Annotated in this window: 18 protein-coding genes and 1 pseudogene; 13 read left to right on the top strand and 6 right to left on the bottom strand. The window is 70.0% G+C overall.

Annotation, left to right across the window (positions count from 1 at the left end; translation table 11 throughout):
• Window positions 1–30 precede the first annotated feature (30 nt).
• Window positions 31–831 (top strand): ABC transporter permease, encoded by an 801-nt coding sequence (locus HMPREF9336_RS05185; RefSeq protein ID WP_021030146.1) that lies wholly within the window; start codon window positions 31–33, stop codon window positions 829–831.
• Window positions 832–863: 32 nt separating this feature from the next.
• Complete coding sequence (locus HMPREF9336_RS05180) at window positions 864–1,487, top strand: TetR/AcrR family transcriptional regulator (RefSeq protein ID WP_007469687.1); 624 nt, start codon at window positions 864–866, stop codon at window positions 1,485–1,487.
• A 196-nt stretch (window positions 1,488–1,683) separates the two neighbouring features.
• On the opposite strand, the gene groL is transcribed toward HMPREF9336_RS05180, so the two are convergent.
• Window positions 1,684–3,309 (bottom strand): chaperonin GroEL, encoded by a 1,626-nt coding sequence (groL, locus tag HMPREF9336_RS05175; RefSeq protein ID WP_007469684.1) that lies wholly within the window; start codon window positions 3,307–3,309, stop codon window positions 1,684–1,686.
• Between the two features lie 208 nt (window positions 3,310–3,517).
• On the opposite strand from groL, the gene HMPREF9336_RS05170 reads away from it, so the two are divergent.
• The 7 genes and pseudogenes from HMPREF9336_RS05170 to HMPREF9336_RS05140 all read left to right on the top strand — a co-directional run bounded on the left by HMPREF9336_RS05170 (window position 3,518) and on the right by HMPREF9336_RS05140 (window position 8,222).
• Entirely contained in the window at window positions 3,518–4,069 is a 552-nt protein-coding gene (locus HMPREF9336_RS05170; protein ID WP_007469682.1) for a hypothetical protein, read from the top strand.
• 9 nt (window positions 4,070–4,078) lie between these two features.
• Window positions 4,079–4,624: a hypothetical protein gene (locus HMPREF9336_RS05165; protein ID WP_007469680.1), complete on the top strand. Its 546-nt coding sequence runs from the start codon at window positions 4,079–4,081 to the stop codon at window positions 4,622–4,624.
• Between the two features lie 9 nt (window positions 4,625–4,633).
• Window positions 4,634–5,131, top strand: a complete 498-nt coding sequence (locus HMPREF9336_RS05160) for a hypothetical protein (protein ID WP_040584641.1) — start codon at window positions 4,634–4,636, stop codon at window positions 5,129–5,131.
• The gene (locus tag HMPREF9336_RS05155) at window positions 5,124–5,819 is read left to right on the top strand and encodes a hypothetical protein (protein WP_007469675.1); all 696 of its coding nucleotides are present in this window, start codon (window positions 5,124–5,126) and stop codon (window positions 5,817–5,819) included. Before HMPREF9336_RS05160 ends, HMPREF9336_RS05155 begins: the two co-directional genes overlap by 8 nt.
• 54 nt (window positions 5,820–5,873) lie before the next feature.
• Window positions 5,874–6,698, top strand: coding sequence for a L,D-transpeptidase family protein (locus HMPREF9336_RS05150; RefSeq protein ID WP_244431593.1), 825 nt, complete (start codon window positions 5,874–5,876; stop codon window positions 6,696–6,698).
• A 71-nt stretch (window positions 6,699–6,769) separates the two neighbouring features.
• Window positions 6,770–7,434: pseudogene (locus HMPREF9336_RS05145) on the top strand (L,D-transpeptidase family protein).
• A gap of 47 nt (window positions 7,435–7,481) precedes the next feature.
• Entirely contained in the window at window positions 7,482–8,222 is a 741-nt protein-coding gene (locus HMPREF9336_RS05140) for a L,D-transpeptidase family protein (protein WP_051357147.1), read from the top strand.
• A 94-nt stretch (window positions 8,223–8,316) separates the two neighbouring features.
• On the opposite strand, the gene HMPREF9336_RS18660 is transcribed toward HMPREF9336_RS05140, so the two are convergent.
• Entirely contained in the window at window positions 8,317–8,490 is a 174-nt protein-coding gene (locus HMPREF9336_RS18660; protein WP_021030143.1) for a hypothetical protein, read from the bottom strand.
• A 137-nt stretch (window positions 8,491–8,627) separates the two neighbouring features.
• Here HMPREF9336_RS18660 and moeA point away from each other — a divergent pair, with 137 nt between their 5' ends.
• From moeA to pssA, 3 genes are read left to right on the top strand one after another with little or no spacing between them, the layout of a single operon-like run.
• A complete protein-coding gene (gene moeA / locus HMPREF9336_RS05135; RefSeq protein ID WP_007469667.1) occupies window positions 8,628–9,851 on the top strand; it encodes a molybdopterin molybdotransferase MoeA in 1,224 nt (407 codons plus the stop codon).
• Window positions 9,852–9,879: 28 nt separating this feature from the next.
• On the top strand, window positions 9,880–10,611 hold the full coding sequence (locus HMPREF9336_RS05130; RefSeq protein WP_007469666.1) for a phosphatidylserine decarboxylase: 732 nt from the start codon (window positions 9,880–9,882) through the stop codon (window positions 10,609–10,611).
• The gene (pssA, locus tag HMPREF9336_RS05125) at window positions 10,608–11,498 is read left to right on the top strand and encodes a CDP-diacylglycerol--serine O-phosphatidyltransferase (protein ID WP_021030142.1); all 891 of its coding nucleotides are present in this window, start codon (window positions 10,608–10,610) and stop codon (window positions 11,496–11,498) included. The genes HMPREF9336_RS05130 and pssA overlap by 4 nt, the downstream gene beginning before the upstream one ends.
• 85 nt (window positions 11,499–11,583) lie before the next feature.
• On the opposite strand, the gene hpt is transcribed toward pssA, so the two are convergent.
• From hpt to dacB, 3 genes are read right to left on the bottom strand one after another with little or no spacing between them, the layout of a single operon-like run.
• On the bottom strand, window positions 11,584–12,192 hold the full coding sequence (gene hpt, locus HMPREF9336_RS05120) for a hypoxanthine phosphoribosyltransferase (RefSeq protein WP_007472613.1): 609 nt from the start codon (window positions 12,190–12,192) through the stop codon (window positions 11,584–11,586).
• 22 nt (window positions 12,193–12,214) lie between these two features.
• Window positions 12,215–13,183 (bottom strand): tRNA lysidine(34) synthetase TilS, encoded by a 969-nt coding sequence (tilS, locus tag HMPREF9336_RS05115; protein WP_021030141.1) that lies wholly within the window; start codon window positions 13,181–13,183, stop codon window positions 12,215–12,217.
• Window positions 13,168–14,574, bottom strand: coding sequence for a D-alanyl-D-alanine carboxypeptidase/D-alanyl-D-alanine endopeptidase (dacB, locus tag HMPREF9336_RS05110; protein ID WP_021030140.1), 1,407 nt, complete (start codon window positions 14,572–14,574; stop codon window positions 13,168–13,170). Before dacB ends, tilS begins: the two co-directional genes overlap by 16 nt.
• Window positions 14,575–14,682: 108 nt before the next feature.
• Between dacB and HMPREF9336_RS05105 the strand changes: the two genes are divergently transcribed.
• Entirely contained in the window at window positions 14,683–15,177 is a 495-nt protein-coding gene (locus HMPREF9336_RS05105; protein ID WP_007469663.1) for an inorganic diphosphatase, read from the top strand.
• Between the two features lie 42 nt (window positions 15,178–15,219).
• On the opposite strand, the gene HMPREF9336_RS05100 is transcribed toward HMPREF9336_RS05105, so the two are convergent.
• Window positions 15,220–16,068 (bottom strand): hypothetical protein, encoded by an 849-nt coding sequence (locus tag HMPREF9336_RS05100; RefSeq protein ID WP_244431592.1) that lies wholly within the window; start codon window positions 16,066–16,068, stop codon window positions 15,220–15,222.
• Window positions 16,069–16,167: the final 99 nt, after the last annotated feature.

The raw sequence follows: 16,167 nt of genomic DNA, 5'->3' as shown, positions 1-16,167 counted from the left end.
CGGCCCCGACCTTCGGGCTACTGTCTGGATGTGACCTCGCCCTCGCTCGTGACCACCGGGCCGGAGATCGTCGTCGTCCTCGTGGTCCTCGCGGCGCTCGCCGTGCTCTTCAGCTCGCTCGGCGGGCTCGGCCACGGCGGGGAGATCCTCGTCGCGGCGGCGAGGGCCGCAGCCCAGCTCGGCGTGCTCGCCGCCGTGCTCGCGTGCCTGGCCGTGCGGCCGAAGCTGACCCCGCTCCTCCTGCTCGTCATGGCGGGCGCGGCAGCGTGGACCGCCGCGCGCCGAGTCGTGCCCAAAGCCGGGCCCCGCGTCGTGGCGCTCTGCGCGCTGCCGGTGGCCGCGCCGACGTTGCTGCTGGTCGGCGCGCTGGTGATAGCCGGGGTCGTGCCCGCCCGCCCGCTCGCCGTCGTGCCGGTCGTCGGGATCCTCCTCGGCAACGCGATGAGCGCGACCTCGCTCTCCGGCAGGCGCGCGCGGGACGAGCTGCGCACGCGGGCTGGCGAAGTGGAGGCCGCGCTCGCGCTCGGCTTCAGCCCCCGCGAGGCGAGGTTGGAGATCTGCCGTCCTGCCGTCGCCAGCACCCTGCTGCCGGGGATCGACTCGGCGAAAGCCACTGGCCTTGTGACCCTGCCCGGCGCGTTCGTGGGCACGCTCCTCGCGGGCGCGGGCGCCGTGCAGTCCGGGGTGGTGCAGCTCTTCGTCATCCTCGGGATCCTCGCGGTGCAGACCGCGGCCACCGCGATCCTGCTCCAGCTCGTCGCGGGCGAGAAGCTGCGGCTACGGCTGTCGGTCACTCACAGCCAATCGAGTGACCGCCGGTCAATGGAGTGACTTTCGGTCAATAGGATATAGTGCCATTTACCATGGCAGTGCAAACCCGTCGCGAGATGTACGCCGCGCAGACGCGCGCCGCGCTCGTCGAAGCGGCGCGGGAGCTGTTCATCTCGCCGGGGTTCGGGGCGACGAAAATCGAGGACATCACCACGAAAGCCCTGGTGAGCAAGGGAACCTTCTACCACCACTTCCCCGACAAGCGGGTGCTGTTCGCCGAGGTCTTCGCCGAGCACATGCGCACAATGGAGCAGGCGCTGGACGGCATGATCGGCCTGGTCGGGACGGATCCCGCGTTCGAAGGGAAAACTCTGCTCGTGGAGAGCGGCTCCGCGTTTTTCACGTTCATCAGCCACGACGACACGCACTCCGGCATCCTGCGCCAAGCCCCCGAGGCGCTCGGAGCCGAGCTGCTCCGGCAGACGCAGCGGGATCTCGCCCTGCCAGGGCTTGGCCGCCTGCTCCGGTTGATCGAGTCGCGCGGCGAGCTGCGCGAAGGGGTGTCGATCCCGACGACCGCCTCGCTCCTGCTGGCCTGCCTCTCCGAGTTGGCCATGATCATCCTGGAGGCGGAGGATAAGGAGGCCGCGACCAAAGAGGCGGTCTTCGCCCTTGAGCGCTTCTGGGAAGGCTTCCTCGTCCGCCGGCAGGACTGACCCCGGAAGGGCCGGACCTTCTCGGCGCTCTATGCCGCTGCGATCGCCCGCAGGGGCCGATAGCCGCTTTTGCCATGCGCGGGATGCGCGGCCCGGCCGAACGCCGGGACGCCAGGCGCGCCACCGCCCCGAACGAAGCCAAGAACGCAGAAACCCCCGGCCGGAGCCGGGGGTTTCTGCGTTCAGGCGGTTGGACTCAGAAGTCCATGCCGCCCATGCCGCCGGTCGGGTCGCCAGCGGGAGCGGCGGCCTTCTCCGGCTTGTCGGCGACGACAGCCTCGGTGGTGAGGAACAGGCCCGCGATCGACGCGGCGTTCTGCAGCGCGGAGCGGGTCACCTTCACCGGGTCGTTGATGCCAGCGGCGAGCAGGTCCTCGTACTGGCCGGAGGCGGCGTTGAGGCCGTGCCCGGCGGGGAGGTTGCGCACCTTGTCGACCACGACGCCCGGCTCCAGCCCGGCGTTGAAGGCGATCTGCTTGAGCGGAGCCTCGAGCGCGACGCGCACGATGTTCGCGCCGGTCGCCTCGTCGCCCGAGAGGCCGAGGCCCTCAAGCGCAGGAGAGGCCTGCAGCAGGGCGGAGCCGCCACCGGCGACGATGCCCTCCTCGACGGCAGCCTTCGCGTTGCGAACGGCATCCTCGATGCGGTGCTTGCGCTCCTTGAGCTCCACCTCGGTCGCGGCGCCAGCCTTGATGATGGCGACGCCGCCGGCGAGCTTGGCGAGGCGCTCCTGCAGCTTCTCGCGGTCGTAGTCGGAGTCGGTGTTCTCGATCTCCGACTTGATCTGCGCGACACGGCCCGCGATGGCGGAGGAGTCGCCCGCGCCCTCGACGATCGTGGTCTCGTCCTTGGTCACGATGACCTGGCGAGCGCGGCCGAGCAGGTCGAGGCCGGCGGTCTCCAGCGAGAGGCCGACTTCCTCGGAGATGACCTCGCCGCCGGTGAGGATGGCGATGTCGGCGAGCTGCGCCTTGCGACGGTCGCCGAAGCCCGGAGCCTTGATCGCGACAGACTTGAAGGTGCCGCGGATCTTGTTGACCACGAGGGTGGACAGGGCCTCGCCCTCGACGTCCTCAGCGATGATGACGAGCGGCTTGCCGGCCTGGATGACCTTCTCCAACAGCGGCAGCAGATCCTTGACGGTGGAGATCTTCGAGGAGACCAGCAGGATGTACGGGTCCTCGAGGATGGCCTCCTGCCGCTCCGGGTCGGTCACGAAGTAGCCGGAGATGTAGCCCTTGTCGAAGCGAAGGCCCTCGGTGAGCTCGAGCTGCAGGCCGAAGGTGTTGGACTCCTCGACGGTGATGACGCCGTTGTTGCCGACCTTGTCGTGCGCCTCGGCGATGAGCTCGCCGATCGCCGGGTCGCCCGCGGAGATGCCGGCGGTCGCGGCGATCTGCTCTTTGGTCTCGACCTTGACGGCGGTGGAGAGCAGCTGCGCGGTGACGGCCTCGACGGCCTTCTCGATGCCGCGCTTGAGGCCCAGCGGGTTCGCGCCGGCGGCCACGTTGCGCAGGCCTTCCTTCACGAGCGCCTGGGCGAGCACGGTGGCGGTGGTGGTGCCGTCGCCCGCGACGTCGTCAGTCTTCTTGGCGACTTCCTTGACCAGCTCGGCGCCGATCTTCTCGTACGGGTCCTCGAGCTCGATCTCCTTGGCGATGGAAACGCCGTCGTTGGTGATCGTGGGGGCGCCCCACTTCTTCTCGAGCACAACGTTGCGGCCCTTGGGGCCCAGGGTTACCTTGACAGCGTCGGCGAGGGCGTTCAAGCCCCGCTCGAGGCCGCGACGGGCCTCTTCGTCGAACGCAATGATCTTGGCCATAGCGTGGTGATCCTCCATAGTCGGGGGTGACACGTTCTTAGGCGGCCGGCGTAGCGCCCGCGACGGACGGCCAGCCGTGTCGTGTGCTGGCCTCGCCATCCCGGCCTAGCACTCGCAGTTCACGAGTGCCAACAGCCACGTTAGCACTCGGACAAGACGAGTGCAAGGACGAGTTGACGCCGGGGGACCGCTGGCCGATCCTTGGCCGGTGGGGTTTTCCGCGCGCCTGTTCGCGGCGCGAGCGCATCGGTCGGTCTTCCGGCACGCGTTCGCGCTGGACCTCGTCGGCTTGGCGTGGGCGCTGTTCGGCCGCGCGGCCTTCGGCGCGCCCATCGGCTCGGCGGCGTTCTTGATGGCGCTTCCCGCTTTGTTCGTCCCGCTCGCCCTGGCCGCGCCCACCCGGCTGGCCGCGCGCCCCTCCCCGCTCCCCCTGCCGTTCGCGCTCGCCATCGGCCAGATCGCCGCCCAACTCGCGCTGTGGGCCGCATTGCTTCTCTTCGGTTTCGCCGTCACCGACGGCGGTTCGCTCTTCTTCTCCGACGAGGGCCCCGCGATCGAGGAGAACTACGGAGCCTCCGCCTTCACCCGGCTGTCCGGCTGGACGCCCCAGCGGTTCGAGCTGAGCAACCAGCTGGCCGGCCAGAGCTTCGCGGCGGGGACGACCGCCTGGGCGACGCTCGTCCTCCTCGTCCTCGCAGGCGAGCTGATCGCCCGTGTCCGACGACGCGTCCGCCGCGACAGGAAGGCATCTACCGATTAGTATCGGATTATGGAACAGTTTCGATGGGCGGCCGGGCGGCTCACCCTCCCGCTCAACGCCTTCCTCGCACTGTGGACCGCCTCCGCAGGCTGGTCCGTTGGGTTCGCAGTCCTGTTCCTCGGCGGCTGGCTCCTGCCGTCCACCCTGCTCTGCCTCGTCCGCATCCGCAAAGCTGGCGAGCTGACCACCGCCATGGCCTTGGCGCAAACCGCGACCTGGGCCGGGTTTCTCCTTTTCGGGCTCACCGCCGTCGAAGGCGCGGGCGAGCCGTTCCCCGAGACCGGGGACCAGCCGCGCTCGCGATGGACCGACCTCGTCGGCTGGAGCGCGGGCGGAGCGGAGTCGAGCGAAACAGTCGCCCGCCTGGCCCTCGCCGCAGCCTTGACCGCCTGGCTCGCCCTCTTCGTGCTCTTAGTCCTCGACGCGCGCCGCAGACTCGTGTCCGAGCCGGTCGCCGACGATCGCCCAACGCCAACCGGCCCCGCCAGCCGCCGAGGCGATCTGCGCGAGCGCCAACGCCTCCGGACGCGCCGCGACGCCGTCGCCAAGCATTAGAATCTCGCTGTGGGATTCGTGGGACTCCCTTCGGGGGAGCAATTCGGGCGAGCGGCGTTCCTCGCGATGATTCCGCTCAATATCGCCGCCCTGTGCTGCGTCGCGAGCGCCAAAGGGATGTTCGCGGGACTCATGGTCTGCCCCGCCGGACTCGCCCTCGTCTTGACCACCGGGCTCGCGTTCGCCCAGCCGCGCAAGCCCTTTCAGCTCACCGCGCCCCAAGCCTCGGTGCAGCTCATCGCATGGTTCTCGATGGCGGCCTACGCCCTTGCCTCCCTCGATGATTACGATGCCTACGACAGCTGTGACAACAGCGCGTGCGTCGCCAGGATGCGGCTGGAGACGAGATCGAGTTCTCATCTCACCGATCTGATCGGATGGGGCCCAGGCAGGATGCAGCTCAGCCACATCCTGGAAAGCGTCTCCCTGTACGCCGCGGCCTTCGCCCTCGCCGCGCTGATGCTGCTCTTGCTGTTCGGACTGCGAAAAAAGGAGCGCCATGGCTGATCATATGCCGCTGGTCGTCGCCGGTTTCGTGATCCTCGTCGTGGTCGCGCTCGTCGTCATGTTCCTCCTCGACGGCAAGCAGCACGAGGAGAACCAGGCCTTCGCGCAGGAGCGTGGCTGGCGCTATCGCCACGACAACTCCGAATTGCAGGCATCGTGCCGCGACCTCCCGTTCGGACGCAAGGGCTCGCACCGCAGAACACAGCGCACGTTCACCGGCGAGGACCGGGGACTGCCCTTCGAGGCGTTCGAGTACCACTACGAGATCAGCGGCAGCGGCGACGAGAGCAGCTCCTACTACCACTACCAGGTCACGCGGATCACCCTGCCGCATCCGTGTCCGGTGTTCAGCCTGGAGCCGTCGGGCCTGGGGCACACGATCGCGAACGCGCTGGGGATGTCGGGCACGACGGTGGACGACCCCGAGTTCAACAAGGCCTTCAAGCTCAGCGCCACCGCCGCGTTCGCCGCCGGGGCCCTCGGCCCCGAAAACCGCAGGTGGATACTCGCGGACCCGAGGTTCCGCGCCCGATCGCTCCGCCTCGACGGAACGACGCTCACGACCTGGCACAAGGGGAAGCTCGACAAAACGGACCTGCGTCACGCGCTCGACTTCCTGCACGACGCCCGCCAGCTCCTCGCGCTCGAACCCCCGCCCGGACGTCCCGAACCGGTCACGCCTCAGTGACGAACCCGCCCCCGAGGCTTGACGCTCCCCCGCGTCGCCCCCAACTATAAAAATGTGACTGCCGAGATTCCTCAGGTGCGGGCCGCCTCGGCGGGTTCGCCGAGGACCCGCCGCCGAGGCTTCGCCCATGCCATTGTGGCGCTCGCCGCCGGATTGGCGGCCGCGCCCTTCGCCGCCTCAGCAGCCGCCGCCCCGACGCTCGCCGCAGGACCGCCGTGGTTCGCGAACGAGGTCGGGGCCGCCCAGCAGGTCGTCGCCGTCACCGGGCAGGCTTCCGGGCAGGCGGCGGTCGAAGTGTGGGGCAAATACAACCAGCTGTGGTGGAGCATGACCGGCCCCATCGCAGGCCACATCGGCTCTGCGGGCGTGGCGGACCAGGCCAGCGAGGACGTCCCTGCGACCCCGGCCGGCGTGTTCTCGCTGCCGTGGGCGTTCGGCACCGAAGCGCAGCCGCGCACCTCGCTGCCGTTCCACCGCACCGGGCCGAACGACTGGTGGGTGGCGGACGTGAGCAGCCCCCTCTACAACCAGTTCTACACCTGCGCCCCCGGCTCCTGCCCGTTCAACGAGCAGAAGAGCGAACGCCTCGACGTGGACGCGTACGCGCTGGCCGTGGTCATCGGCGTGAACCCGCAGCACGCCCCCGGCGCGGGCAGCGCGTACTTCTTGCACCTGGACGGGGACGGGCCGACCCAGGGCTGCGTCGCCATCGGCGAGCCCGATTTGCGCAGCCTCATCACCTGGCTCAAGCCCGGCGCGGTCATGGCCGTCCGGCGGGGCGTAGCCCCTGGCGCAGGTCGCGATCCGGTCTCGCTCCCATGTCGAACAGGCTGCGACCGCTTGACGCGCGGCGCGGCAAGCTTGACGATACCAGTGTGACTATTGGGAATTTTGAGGCTGAAGTGACTGGAGCGGCTGTTCGTTCGGCGCGGTCAGGACGTGTCGGGCGGCTGGCCCGCGCTGTCGCCTCGTCCCTCCTCGCCGCTGCGACGCTCCTCGCTCCCGCGCCGCTCGCCGCAGCGGCCCCTCCCTCGCGGCGGCTCCGCCGTGGTTCGTCGGCCAAGTCGGCAACGCTGGGCAGGTCGTCGCCGTGACCGGGGACCAGGCCGGCCGGGCCAATGTGGAGGTCTGGGGCAAATACAACCAGCAGTGGTGGAGCATGACCGGCCCCCTCGCTGGCCACGTCGGCTCCGCGGGCATCACCGACCAGGCCAGAGACGGCTACCCGGCGACCCCCGCCGGGGTCTTCGCCCTGCCGTGGGCGTTCGGCACCGACCCCGCGCCGCAGACCGGCATCCCGTTCCACCGCACCGGGCCGAACGACTGGTGGGTCGGCGACGTGAAGAGCCCCCTCTACAACAGCTTCTCCACCTGCGTCCCCGGCTCCTGCCCGTTCAACGAGAAGGAGAGCGAGCGCCTCGCGATCCCCCAATACGCGCTGGCCGTGGTGATGGGCGTGAACGCGGAGCGCAAACCGGGAGCGGGCGGCGCGTTCTTCCTGCATGTGCAGGACGGCGGCCCCACCGCCGGCTGCGTCTCGATCGACAAAATCGCGCTGCGCAACCTCATCACCTGGCTCAAACCCGGAGCCGTCATCGCTATCCGGCGGGCATGAGGGACGGAACAATCACGATGAGGAGCGACACGGCGCATAATAAGAGCATGATCGGAAAACGAATCCAGGGGCGAGGCCGTCGCGCGCTCGTCTGCGCAGCGGTTTTGGCGGCGACGTGCTTCGGCGCGAGCGCGCCAAACGCGCAAGCGGCCCCCGCAACGCCGACTTCGCTCCCGTGGTTCTCCGGCTGGGTCGGCGGCGCGACCCAGGTGGTCGCGGTGACCGGCGACGACGACGGGCAGGCCGTCGTCGGGGCTTGGGAGAAGACCGACGGCGTGTGGGCCTCGACCACCGGGGAGTTGCCCGGCTGGATCGGATCGGCAGGGGTCACCCAGAAAGTCCAGGACGACGTCCCCGCCACGCCGGTCGGCGTGTTCGCGCTGCCCGAGGCGTTCGGCACCGACCCCGCGCCGCCGACCGCCCTCCCCTACCGTCAGACCGGGCCGAACGACTGGTGGGTCGGCGACGTGAAGAGCCCCCTCTACAACACTTTCGCTACCTGCGCGCCGGGCTCATGCCCGTTCAACGAGAAACAGAGCGAGCAGCTCGACGACGACTCGTACTCCCTCGCCGTGGTCATGGGCGTGAACCCGAACCGGGTCCCCGGCGCGGGCAACGCGTACTTCCTGCACGTTGCCGCCGACGCCCCGACCGAGGGCTGCGTCTCGATGGAGAAGTCCGACTTGCGCGAGATCGTCTCATGGCTGCGCCCCGGAGCCGTGATCGCCGTGCGCCAGGGGACGGCGACCCTGCCCGAGCCGCCTTCCCCCGCCGAAATCGGGGCCTGAGCCGGCCGTCGAACAGATGAGCCAAACAACAGAAGAGCGGGGCCCCGACATCTTGCGATGTCGGGGCCCCGCTCTTCTGAGGCTCGAAGCTCGATCAGGAGGCGTGCGGAAGCTGCCGCTGATCGATCTCGGAGAGGATGTCGTCCGAGCTGCCCTGGTACTCGTCGCACAGACCGGTAGCAAGGAATTGCGTGAGTTCGAACTCCTCCAACTCCTCCGCGCTGCAATCGCTGAGGTCCAGATGCTGGATCTTCAGTTGACGATTCATCTTCCTTACTCCTTTCTGTCCGGTAGGCTCTTCTGTCCTTGACAAAAGCAACTGTACTGCCCCGGAGCCGGGAAAGAAGTGGCCTTTACCATACCCTCAGAAAGTCCTCACCAATTCTTGTGTGGAAGGCTCGGGGCATGCGATCTGTCGAAGAGCACCAGCGCCGCGTCGCCGAGCTGATCCGCCCCCCGCGCCCCGTCCCGTTCCAGCTCGCGCAGGTACTCGGTCGCGTCCTCGCCGAGGACGTGATCGCTCCGATACCCCTTCCGACCTTTGACAATTCCGCGATGGACGGGTACGCCGTCCGCGCGGAGGACTTCGCTCGGGCCAGCGCGGAGCGCCCCGTCGTCCTCCCCGTCGCCGCCGATATCCCGGCGGGCAGCCCCGCGAACGTCCCGCTCGCCCCTCAGAGCGTCCACAGAATTATGACGGGGGCGTGTGTGCCGCCAGGCGCGGACGCGATCCTCCCCTTCGAGTCCACCGACCGGGGGGCCGAGCACGTGCGCGCCCACGCGCCGACCTCCTTGGGCGCGCATATCCGCAGAGCCGGGGAAGACCTCGCGGCGGGCGGGCTCGCGCTGCGCGCGGGAGTCCGGCTGCGCGCTCCGCACATCGGGCTCTTCGCCGCGCTCGGGCTCGCCAGCGTCCCCGTCTTCGCGCCTGTCCGGGTGCTCATCCTCTCCACCGGCTCCGAACTCGTCGCGCCTGGCAGCCCGCTCGGGCCCGGACAGATCTACGAGTCCAACGCCCCGATGCTCGCCGCCGCCGTCGAGGAGGTCGGCGGCTTCGCCCATCAGCTGCGCTTCGTCTCGGACGATGTGGCGCAGCTGCGCGCCAGAATCGACCAGGCGCTCGCCGAGCTGTCGGACGTGGACCTCATCCTCACCTCGGGCGGCGTTTCCGCCGGGGAGTACGAGGTGGTCAAGCAGGCGTTCGAGGGCGGCGAGGCCGAGTTCGTCCACGTCGCCATGCAGCCGGGCAAACCGCAGGGCTGCGGCCGCTATCGCGCGGCAGACGGGACGACGGTCCCCCTGGTCGCCTTGCCGGGGAACCCGGTCTCCGCCCAGGTCTCCTTCGAAGTGTTCCTGCGCGATCCGCTGATCGCGGCCATGGACGGAGGCCGCCCGCCTCGGCCGAAACTGCGCGCTCCCCTTGCCGAACCGGTGCTGCGCTCCCCCTCCGGCAAGCGGCAGTTCCTGCGCGGCGTCTTGGCCGAAGACCGGGCGAGCGTGTCGCCGTTCGGGCCGCCGGGCTCGCACTTCCTGCGCTCGATGGCCCTATCCAACTGCCTCGTGGACATCCCCGCCGATGTCACCTCGCTGCCAGCGGGAGCCGAGGTCGCCGTGTGGGATTTGGCCTGAGAGCGCGCCGAGGGAGATACTGAACATCATGGCACTCCCCCCTCGTCGGGCTGACGCGTCCGGGCTTTCCGGCGAGTTCGGACCCTTTCTCGACCTGATCAAAACGACGCTGCCCGCCCCGCATCCGGCGGGGTATCCGTTCATCCTCGGCGGGCTCGGAGCCGCTGGGCTCGGCGCGATCCTGCCGGGCCGGATCGGTCGGACGCTGCGGAGCCTGGGCCTGACGGCGGCGGCCGCGTGCGCGGTGTTCTTCCGCAACCCGCCCCGCGTCGCCCCCGACGACCTTTCGCTCGTCATCGCCCCCGCCGACGGGCGGGTCAGCCTCGTGGACACCGCCCCGCCGCCCGCCGAGCTGGGTCTCGGCGATGCGCCGCTGCCAAGGGTCAGCATTTTCCTCTCGGTCTTCGACGTGCACGTGCAGCATGCGCCGGTGGCGGGGAAAGTGCTCGCCGCCGAGTACCGGTCCGGCTCGTTCACCTCAGCCGAACGGCCCGAAGCCTCGGAGAACAACGAGCGCCAAAGCATCGTGATCGAGGAATCGGCGACCGGGAAGTCCGTGGTCGTGGTGCAAATCGCGGGCCTGCTGGCTCGGCGCATCGTCTGCGAGGCAGCCCCAGGCTCCAGCCTGAGCCGGGGCGACGTCTACGGGCTGATCCGGTTCGGGTCGCGCGTGGACGTGTATCTGCCCGCCGGGACCAAGCCGCTCGTGAAGGTCGGACAGCGCGCGGTCGCAGGCGAAACCGCCCTGGCGGCGTTGTGAGCGCCGCGACCTCCCGCGCCTTACGCCCCGGCGTGCGCCTTTTGCCGAGCGTGATGACCGTCTCCGCGATCTGCCTCGGGCTCTCCGCCGCGAAGTTCGCGATGGACGGGCGCGTGGAGGTGGCCCTGCCGCTGATCGCCGCCGCGGCGGTGCTCGACGGGCTGGACGGCAGGGTCGCGCGGCTCCTCGACGCCACCAGCAAGATGGGCGCGGAGCTGGACTCGCTCGCCGACGCGCTGAACTTCGGGGTTTCCCCGGCGCTGGTCATCTATATCGCCCTGCTCAAAGACGCCAAGGCCCCGCACTGGAACTCCGCCGTCGGCTGGATCGCCGTGCTGCTGTTCGTCGTCTGCGCCGTGCTGCGCCTGGCCCGGTTCAACACCCTCACCGACGAGTCGGACGCGCCCGCCTACGCCAAGGAATACTTCGTCGGCGTCCCAACCCCGGCCGGGGCGCTCACCGCCTGCGCCCCCATCGCCGCGCTCCTGCAATGGCACGACGGCTGGTGGCTCAACCCCTACCTCGTGTCCGCCTGGGTCATGTTCGTCGGGCTCTTGATGATCAGCCGCGTTCCCACCCTCGCCCTGAAAACGGTCTCCGTGCCGCCGCGCCTCGCCGCTCTGCTCCTCGTCTCCAGCGCCGCCGCCGTCGCCGCGCTCATCGCCGCGCCGTACGTCTTCCTCATCGTGCTCATCCTCGTCTACATCGCGCACATCCCCTTCGCGTGGCGCAGCTGGCGCTGGGTCAGCTCTCGTCCGGACGCTTGGGAGCTGCGCGCCCCGCAACGCCGGGCCATGCGCCGCGCCGAGTCCCCCCGGCCCCGCGTCCGCGCCGTGCTCAGGCCGCGTTCGGCCCGACGGCTGGGGTTGCGCAGGCCGAAGAGCTAAGCCGCCGCGCGGCGCGAGGAAAAGCGGGAACGAGCCCCGTGCGCGAAGAGCCGCGGGCGGCGCGGGGCGCCATCGTGCCCCGGAGCTACGGGCGCTCGACTGCCGAAGGGTCCAAATCCCCCAAGAACGGCAGATCCCGGTATCGCTCGTCGAAGTCAAGGCCGTAGCCGACGACGAAGACGTTCGGGATGTCGAAGCCGATGTAGTCCAGCTTGACCTCGGCCTCCAGCGCCTCCGGTTTGCGCAGAAGGGCGCACACTTCGAGCGACTTGGGCTCGCGGGCGGCGAGGTGGCGCAGAAGCCAGGAAAGGGTGAGCCCGGAGTCCACGACGTCCTCCACGACGAGCACGTCCCTGCCCCGGATGTCGCGGTCGAGGTCTTTGACGATCCGCACCACGCCGGACGACTTTGTCGCCGCGCCGTACGAGCTGACCGCCATGAATTCGAGCTGCGAGGGGATCGGCAGGGCGCGCGCGAGGTCGGCGGTGAACATGACCGCGCCCTTGAGGACCGTGACGAGCAGCAGGTCTTCCGAGCGGGGCTGGCCGGGGCGGTACGGGTGGTTCGCGGCGATCTGCTGCGCCAGCTCCACAGTGCGGGTCGCGATCTGCTCCTCGGTCAGGACGACCGAAGGCACGTCTGTGTCGTACCAGTTCGCTTGCGCGGCGGTGACGGCGACAGCCGGCTCGTTCATGGTGTGCCCTCCTGCGGCTGTTCTATGCGACGACAAGTCTGAGCCTGCCATACGCCCGCCGCACCATCAACCGCCGCCCCTCTTTGAGCGCGCCCGGCACGGCCACCGGCCCTTGGCCCCGCCACGCGGACACGAGTTCGTCCACCGCCCGGATCTGCGTCTCGTTCAACGCTTGGGCCCCGTTGTCGAGGAGCCACAGCCGCAGCGTCCGCCGCCGGATCGGCTCCGGGAGGTCCGCAACGGCGGCGACCGCGAGCTCCTCGCCCGCGACGCGCGCGTAGCTGGCCGCCGCCTGATCGTCGAGGTAGCCGTTGTCCTCGCGCACCGCCGCCGCCGTGCGCGCCAGCGCCTCCGCGACGCCGCCCTGGAGCACGTCTTCGAGCAGAGGAAGGACTTCGGCGCGCAGCCGCGCCCTGGCGAATCTCGGATCGGTGTTCATCGGATCCTCGTGCGGCTCGATCCCAAGCTCCGCGCACACGGCCCTGGTGGTGGCGCGGCGGACGCCGAGCAGCGGCCTGCCCCACGGGTCGTCCCAGGCGCGCATGCCTTGGATCGACCGGGGCCCGGAGCCTCGTCCGAGGCCGAGCAGCACGGTTTCGGCTTGGTCGTCCATGGTGTGGGCGAGCAAGACCGGGGCTGCGCCGCTCGCCTGCCGCAACGCCGCGCGGCGGGCCGTCCGCGCGGCGGCCTCCAGCCCGCCGGGCCCGTCCACGACCACGGGCAGCACCTGCGCGCTCGCGCAGCCGAGGGCGAGCGCGAGCCGCGCCGCGCGCTCCGCTGTCCGCGCCGAGTCCGGCTGCAACCCGTGGTCGACGACGAGCGCGCCGACCGACCCGCGCTCGCGCGCGAGCGCGGCGGTGAGCGCCAGCGAGTCCGCGCCGCCGGAAAGCCCGACGAAGATGGCTTCCGGCTCCGGGGCGTGGGAGGCGAGCCAGTCCCTGACCGACTGCCGCACCTCCCAGAGCCTTGGGCCGCTCACTTGCAGCCGCATCCCCGCAGCGCCGAGGCCAGCGCGTCCAACGCGGCTCTGGTGTCCCAGGTGGCCCCGTCGTTGGACATGAACGCGAACACCAGCATCCTGCCGTCCTGGTCCGAGGTCGCGCCCGCGAGCGTCGCCACGTTGTCGAGCGAGCCTGTTTTCGCCCGCACCCAGCCCGCTCCCGCCGTCTCCTTGCCGCTGATCGGATCGCTGAAGCGTTCGTAGAGCGTGCCGGTCGCCCCCGCGACCGGCAGCAAGTCCAACAACGGACGCAACGCCTCGGCGCGTCCGGTCGCCAAACCGACCAATCGCGCGAGGACCGAGGCGGAGACGCGGTCGTCCAGCGAAAGCCCGTTGGAGTCGAGCCGCTGGGCGGAGGAGAGGTCCAATCCGGCCTTCCCCAGCACCTCCCGTTCGGCTTCGACGGCTCCGTCGAAAGAAGCGGGCTTGCCCGCCCCGCGCGCCACCTCCCTGCCGACCGCTTCGGCCAAAACGTTGTCGGAGGCGAGCATGAACTGCAAAATCCGCTCCCGAAGGGGCGCGGAGAGGACTTTCGCCAGCTCGGCGGCCCCCGGCGGGGCCGTCCCCGCCCGTGTCCGGTCCGGGTCCGCGCCGAGCCGCCTGGCGAGCTCTTTGCCCGCGTCCAGCGCGGGGGTCGGAGTCCTCGGCGACTCGTCGCGGCTGCGGTCGAGCCTGCCGCCGTCCAGCATCAACGGCTGCATCGGCGTGATGAACCCGCCCGCGATGTCCTCCGGCAGCCAGCCTTGGCCGAAGTCCGGGCCCTGATACGCCGATTCGTCCACGAGCACCTCGTCCACCGGCCCCGGATGGCGTTGGCGCACCTGGGCGACGAGGTCGTCCAGCCGGGGCGCGTCCGCGTAGAACGGCTTCTCCCCCTCGGACGCGGCGGAGAGCGTCGGATCGCCCGCGCCGACGATGACCACTTGTCCGGGGACGGAGCCCGCCACGACGCGGGTGGCGAGCCGCCCGTCCAACGGCAGGCTCGCGACGGCAGAGGCGGCGGTGACCAGCTTCATGGTCGAGGCCGGGGTCATCGCCGCGTCCGCGTCCCGCTGCCACAGCACCTGCCCGCTCGCCCCGTCGAGCACCACGCCGGAGAATCGGGCCAGCACGGGGTTCTCGCCGAGCGGGTCCAACGCCGCCGCGACCCCTGCGGCGGTCGGGCTGGGCGCGTCCGGCGAAACCGGCAGGATCTGCGGACGCGGCACGACCAGGGGCGGCGAATCGGCCTGGGCCGAGGCCTGCGCTTTGGCCGACTCGTAGGCGTGCAAGCCCCACGCCCCGCCCCCGCCGACCGTCAGCACCGCGACGGCCAGGGCCGCCCATACCCGCCGGGGGCGGTGTCTCGCGCGCGGGGTTCTGGAGGACTGTCGGCGGGCCATACCCACACAGTAACGCGCTATCGCGCTGGCGGCTCCGACCGCGCTCCGCGAAGCCGGTATTCTCGCTGCGCTAGGAAAACCTTCGAACGAACCAGGAGAGATCTCAGGATGAGCGCGGAATTCGACGTTGTCGTGGAAATCCCCAAGGGCAGCCGCAACAAGTACGAGGTCGACCACGAGACCGGCAGGGTGACCTTGGACCGGTACCTGTACACCTCGTTCGGCTACCCCGCCGACTACGGCTACATCGAGAACACCCTCGGCGAGGACGGCGACCCGCTCGACGCGCTCGTGCTCCTTCCGGAGTCGGTGTTCCCCGGCGTCGTCGTCCGCGCCCGCGCCGTGGCCCTGTTCAACATGACCGACGAGGCCGGCGGCGACGCGAAGGTGCTCGCGGTCCCCTCGGGCGACCCGCGCTGGGACTCGGTCCAAGATCTGGCCGACGTGTCCGCCTTCGAGCTGGACGCGATCAAACACTTCTTCTCGCACTACAAGGACCTCGAGCCGGGCAAGTCCGTGCAGGCCGCCGACTGGGCGGACCGCGCAGCGGCCGAGGCCGAGATCCAGCGCAGCGTCGAGCGCGCCAAGGCCGAAGGCCACTGAGCCGAACCCCCTAAGGCGCAGGCGGCTCGGGCCGCCTGCGCCTTAGGCGTTCATCCGCTTCGCGGTCTCTTGGAAGAGCTTCAGGACCAGCGCGGCGTCCGCTGCGGGGTCTTTGAACGAAAAACTGACCGCGACCACGCTCACCCCTTTGATCCGGGCCGCGTAGACGGTCTCGGCGAACCCAAGGTCCTGCCCGAGGCCGGACGAGGAGGACGAGCCGTACATTGTGCTGATCTTCGGGGCGAACGTGAAGGTCAGCCCGGCGGCTTCGCCGAAGCCGAGCTTGGGGTCGGCTTGTTTGATCGAGCCCTCCACCTGGAAATCCGAGTCGTAGCTGGAGTTCTTGGCGAACTGGAACGAGCCGCAGTGCTCGGGCAACCCGCGTATCGTCGCGATCAGCGAGTCTTTTTCCGGAATCGGACCGACTTCCACTGTGACGGCGTGTATGTCGGTGGCGAGCGTTTTCGAGACGATGTCGCTCCTGCCAGGGTCCGGGGCCTTCGTCCCGGTCACCGAAGGATGGTCCTTCACCTTGTACAGGCTTTCCGGCAGCGCGCAGCCTTGCGGGGGAGCGCCGAAGACGAGCTTGAGGTTCTCGACGGGCGAGGCCGACCCGGCTGGGCCGACTCTGAGCACCTCTTCCGCCGAGACGTCCCAGTCGCCGGGGAAATCCTCCGCTTTGGGCAAATACCCACGCCATCGCCCGCCCGCGCCGTCAGCTCCCGCAGAGCCGCCGTCGGCGCTGTCCGCGACATTCGCCGCCACGAACAAAGCCGGAACCGCGCAGCCGGTGAGCAGCGGAGCGCCGAACGCGAGCGCGGCGAGGAGTCCTCGCCGCGCCCAACGATGCGCCGATCCTCCGCCGGACAGACTGTTTCGCGAAAGCCTCATGCCCGACACGATACCTCCTGCCCCAGCTTCGATCCCGTGTTACGACCGCGAAAAATTTCCGCCAGGAATTGGACACGGCGCCGCCGAGGGTACGAACAT

This window comes from Segniliparus rugosus ATCC BAA-974 (assembly GCF_000185725.2).
In the GTDB taxonomy this organism is placed as follows: domain Bacteria; phylum Actinomycetota; class Actinomycetes; order Mycobacteriales; family Mycobacteriaceae; genus Segniliparus; species Segniliparus rugosus.
The sequence above is the reverse complement of the archived record's forward strand: the minus strand, read 5'-3'. Positions and strand labels throughout refer to the sequence as shown.

Coding starts and splice junctions, on each gene's coding strand:
- HMPREF9336_RS05180 (WP_007469687.1), top strand. CDS start 864: ATGGCAGTGCAAACCCGTCGCGAGATGTACGCCGCGCAGACGCGCGCC.
- groL (WP_007469684.1), bottom strand. CDS start 3,309: ATGGCCAAGATCATTGCGTTCGACGAAGAGGCCCGTCGCGGCCTCGAG.
- HMPREF9336_RS05165 (WP_007469680.1), top strand. CDS start 4,079: ATGGAACAGTTTCGATGGGCGGCCGGGCGGCTCACCCTCCCGCTCAAC.
- HMPREF9336_RS05155 (WP_007469675.1), top strand. CDS start 5,124: ATGGCTGATCATATGCCGCTGGTCGTCGCCGGTTTCGTGATCCTCGTC.
- HMPREF9336_RS05140 (WP_051357147.1), top strand. CDS start 7,482: ATGATCGGAAAACGAATCCAGGGGCGAGGCCGTCGCGCGCTCGTCTGC.
- HMPREF9336_RS18660 (WP_021030143.1), bottom strand. CDS start 8,490: ATGAATCGTCAACTGAAGATCCAGCATCTGGACCTCAGCGATTGCAGC.
- moeA (WP_007469667.1), top strand. CDS start 8,628: ATGCGATCTGTCGAAGAGCACCAGCGCCGCGTCGCCGAGCTGATCCGC.
- HMPREF9336_RS05130 (WP_007469666.1), top strand. CDS start 9,880: ATGGCACTCCCCCCTCGTCGGGCTGACGCGTCCGGGCTTTCCGGCGAG.
- hpt (WP_007472613.1), bottom strand. CDS start 12,192: ATGAACGAGCCGGCTGTCGCCGTCACCGCCGCGCAAGCGAACTGGTAC.
- tilS (WP_021030141.1), bottom strand. CDS start 13,183: ATGCGGCTGCAAGTGAGCGGCCCAAGGCTCTGGGAGGTGCGGCAGTCG.
- dacB (WP_021030140.1), bottom strand. CDS start 14,574: ATGGCCCGCCGACAGTCCTCCAGAACCCCGCGCGCGAGACACCGCCCC.
- HMPREF9336_RS05105 (WP_007469663.1), top strand. CDS start 14,683: ATGAGCGCGGAATTCGACGTTGTCGTGGAAATCCCCAAGGGCAGCCGC.
- HMPREF9336_RS05100 (WP_244431592.1), bottom strand. CDS start 16,068: ATGAGGCTTTCGCGAAACAGTCTGTCCGGCGGAGGATCGGCGCATCGT.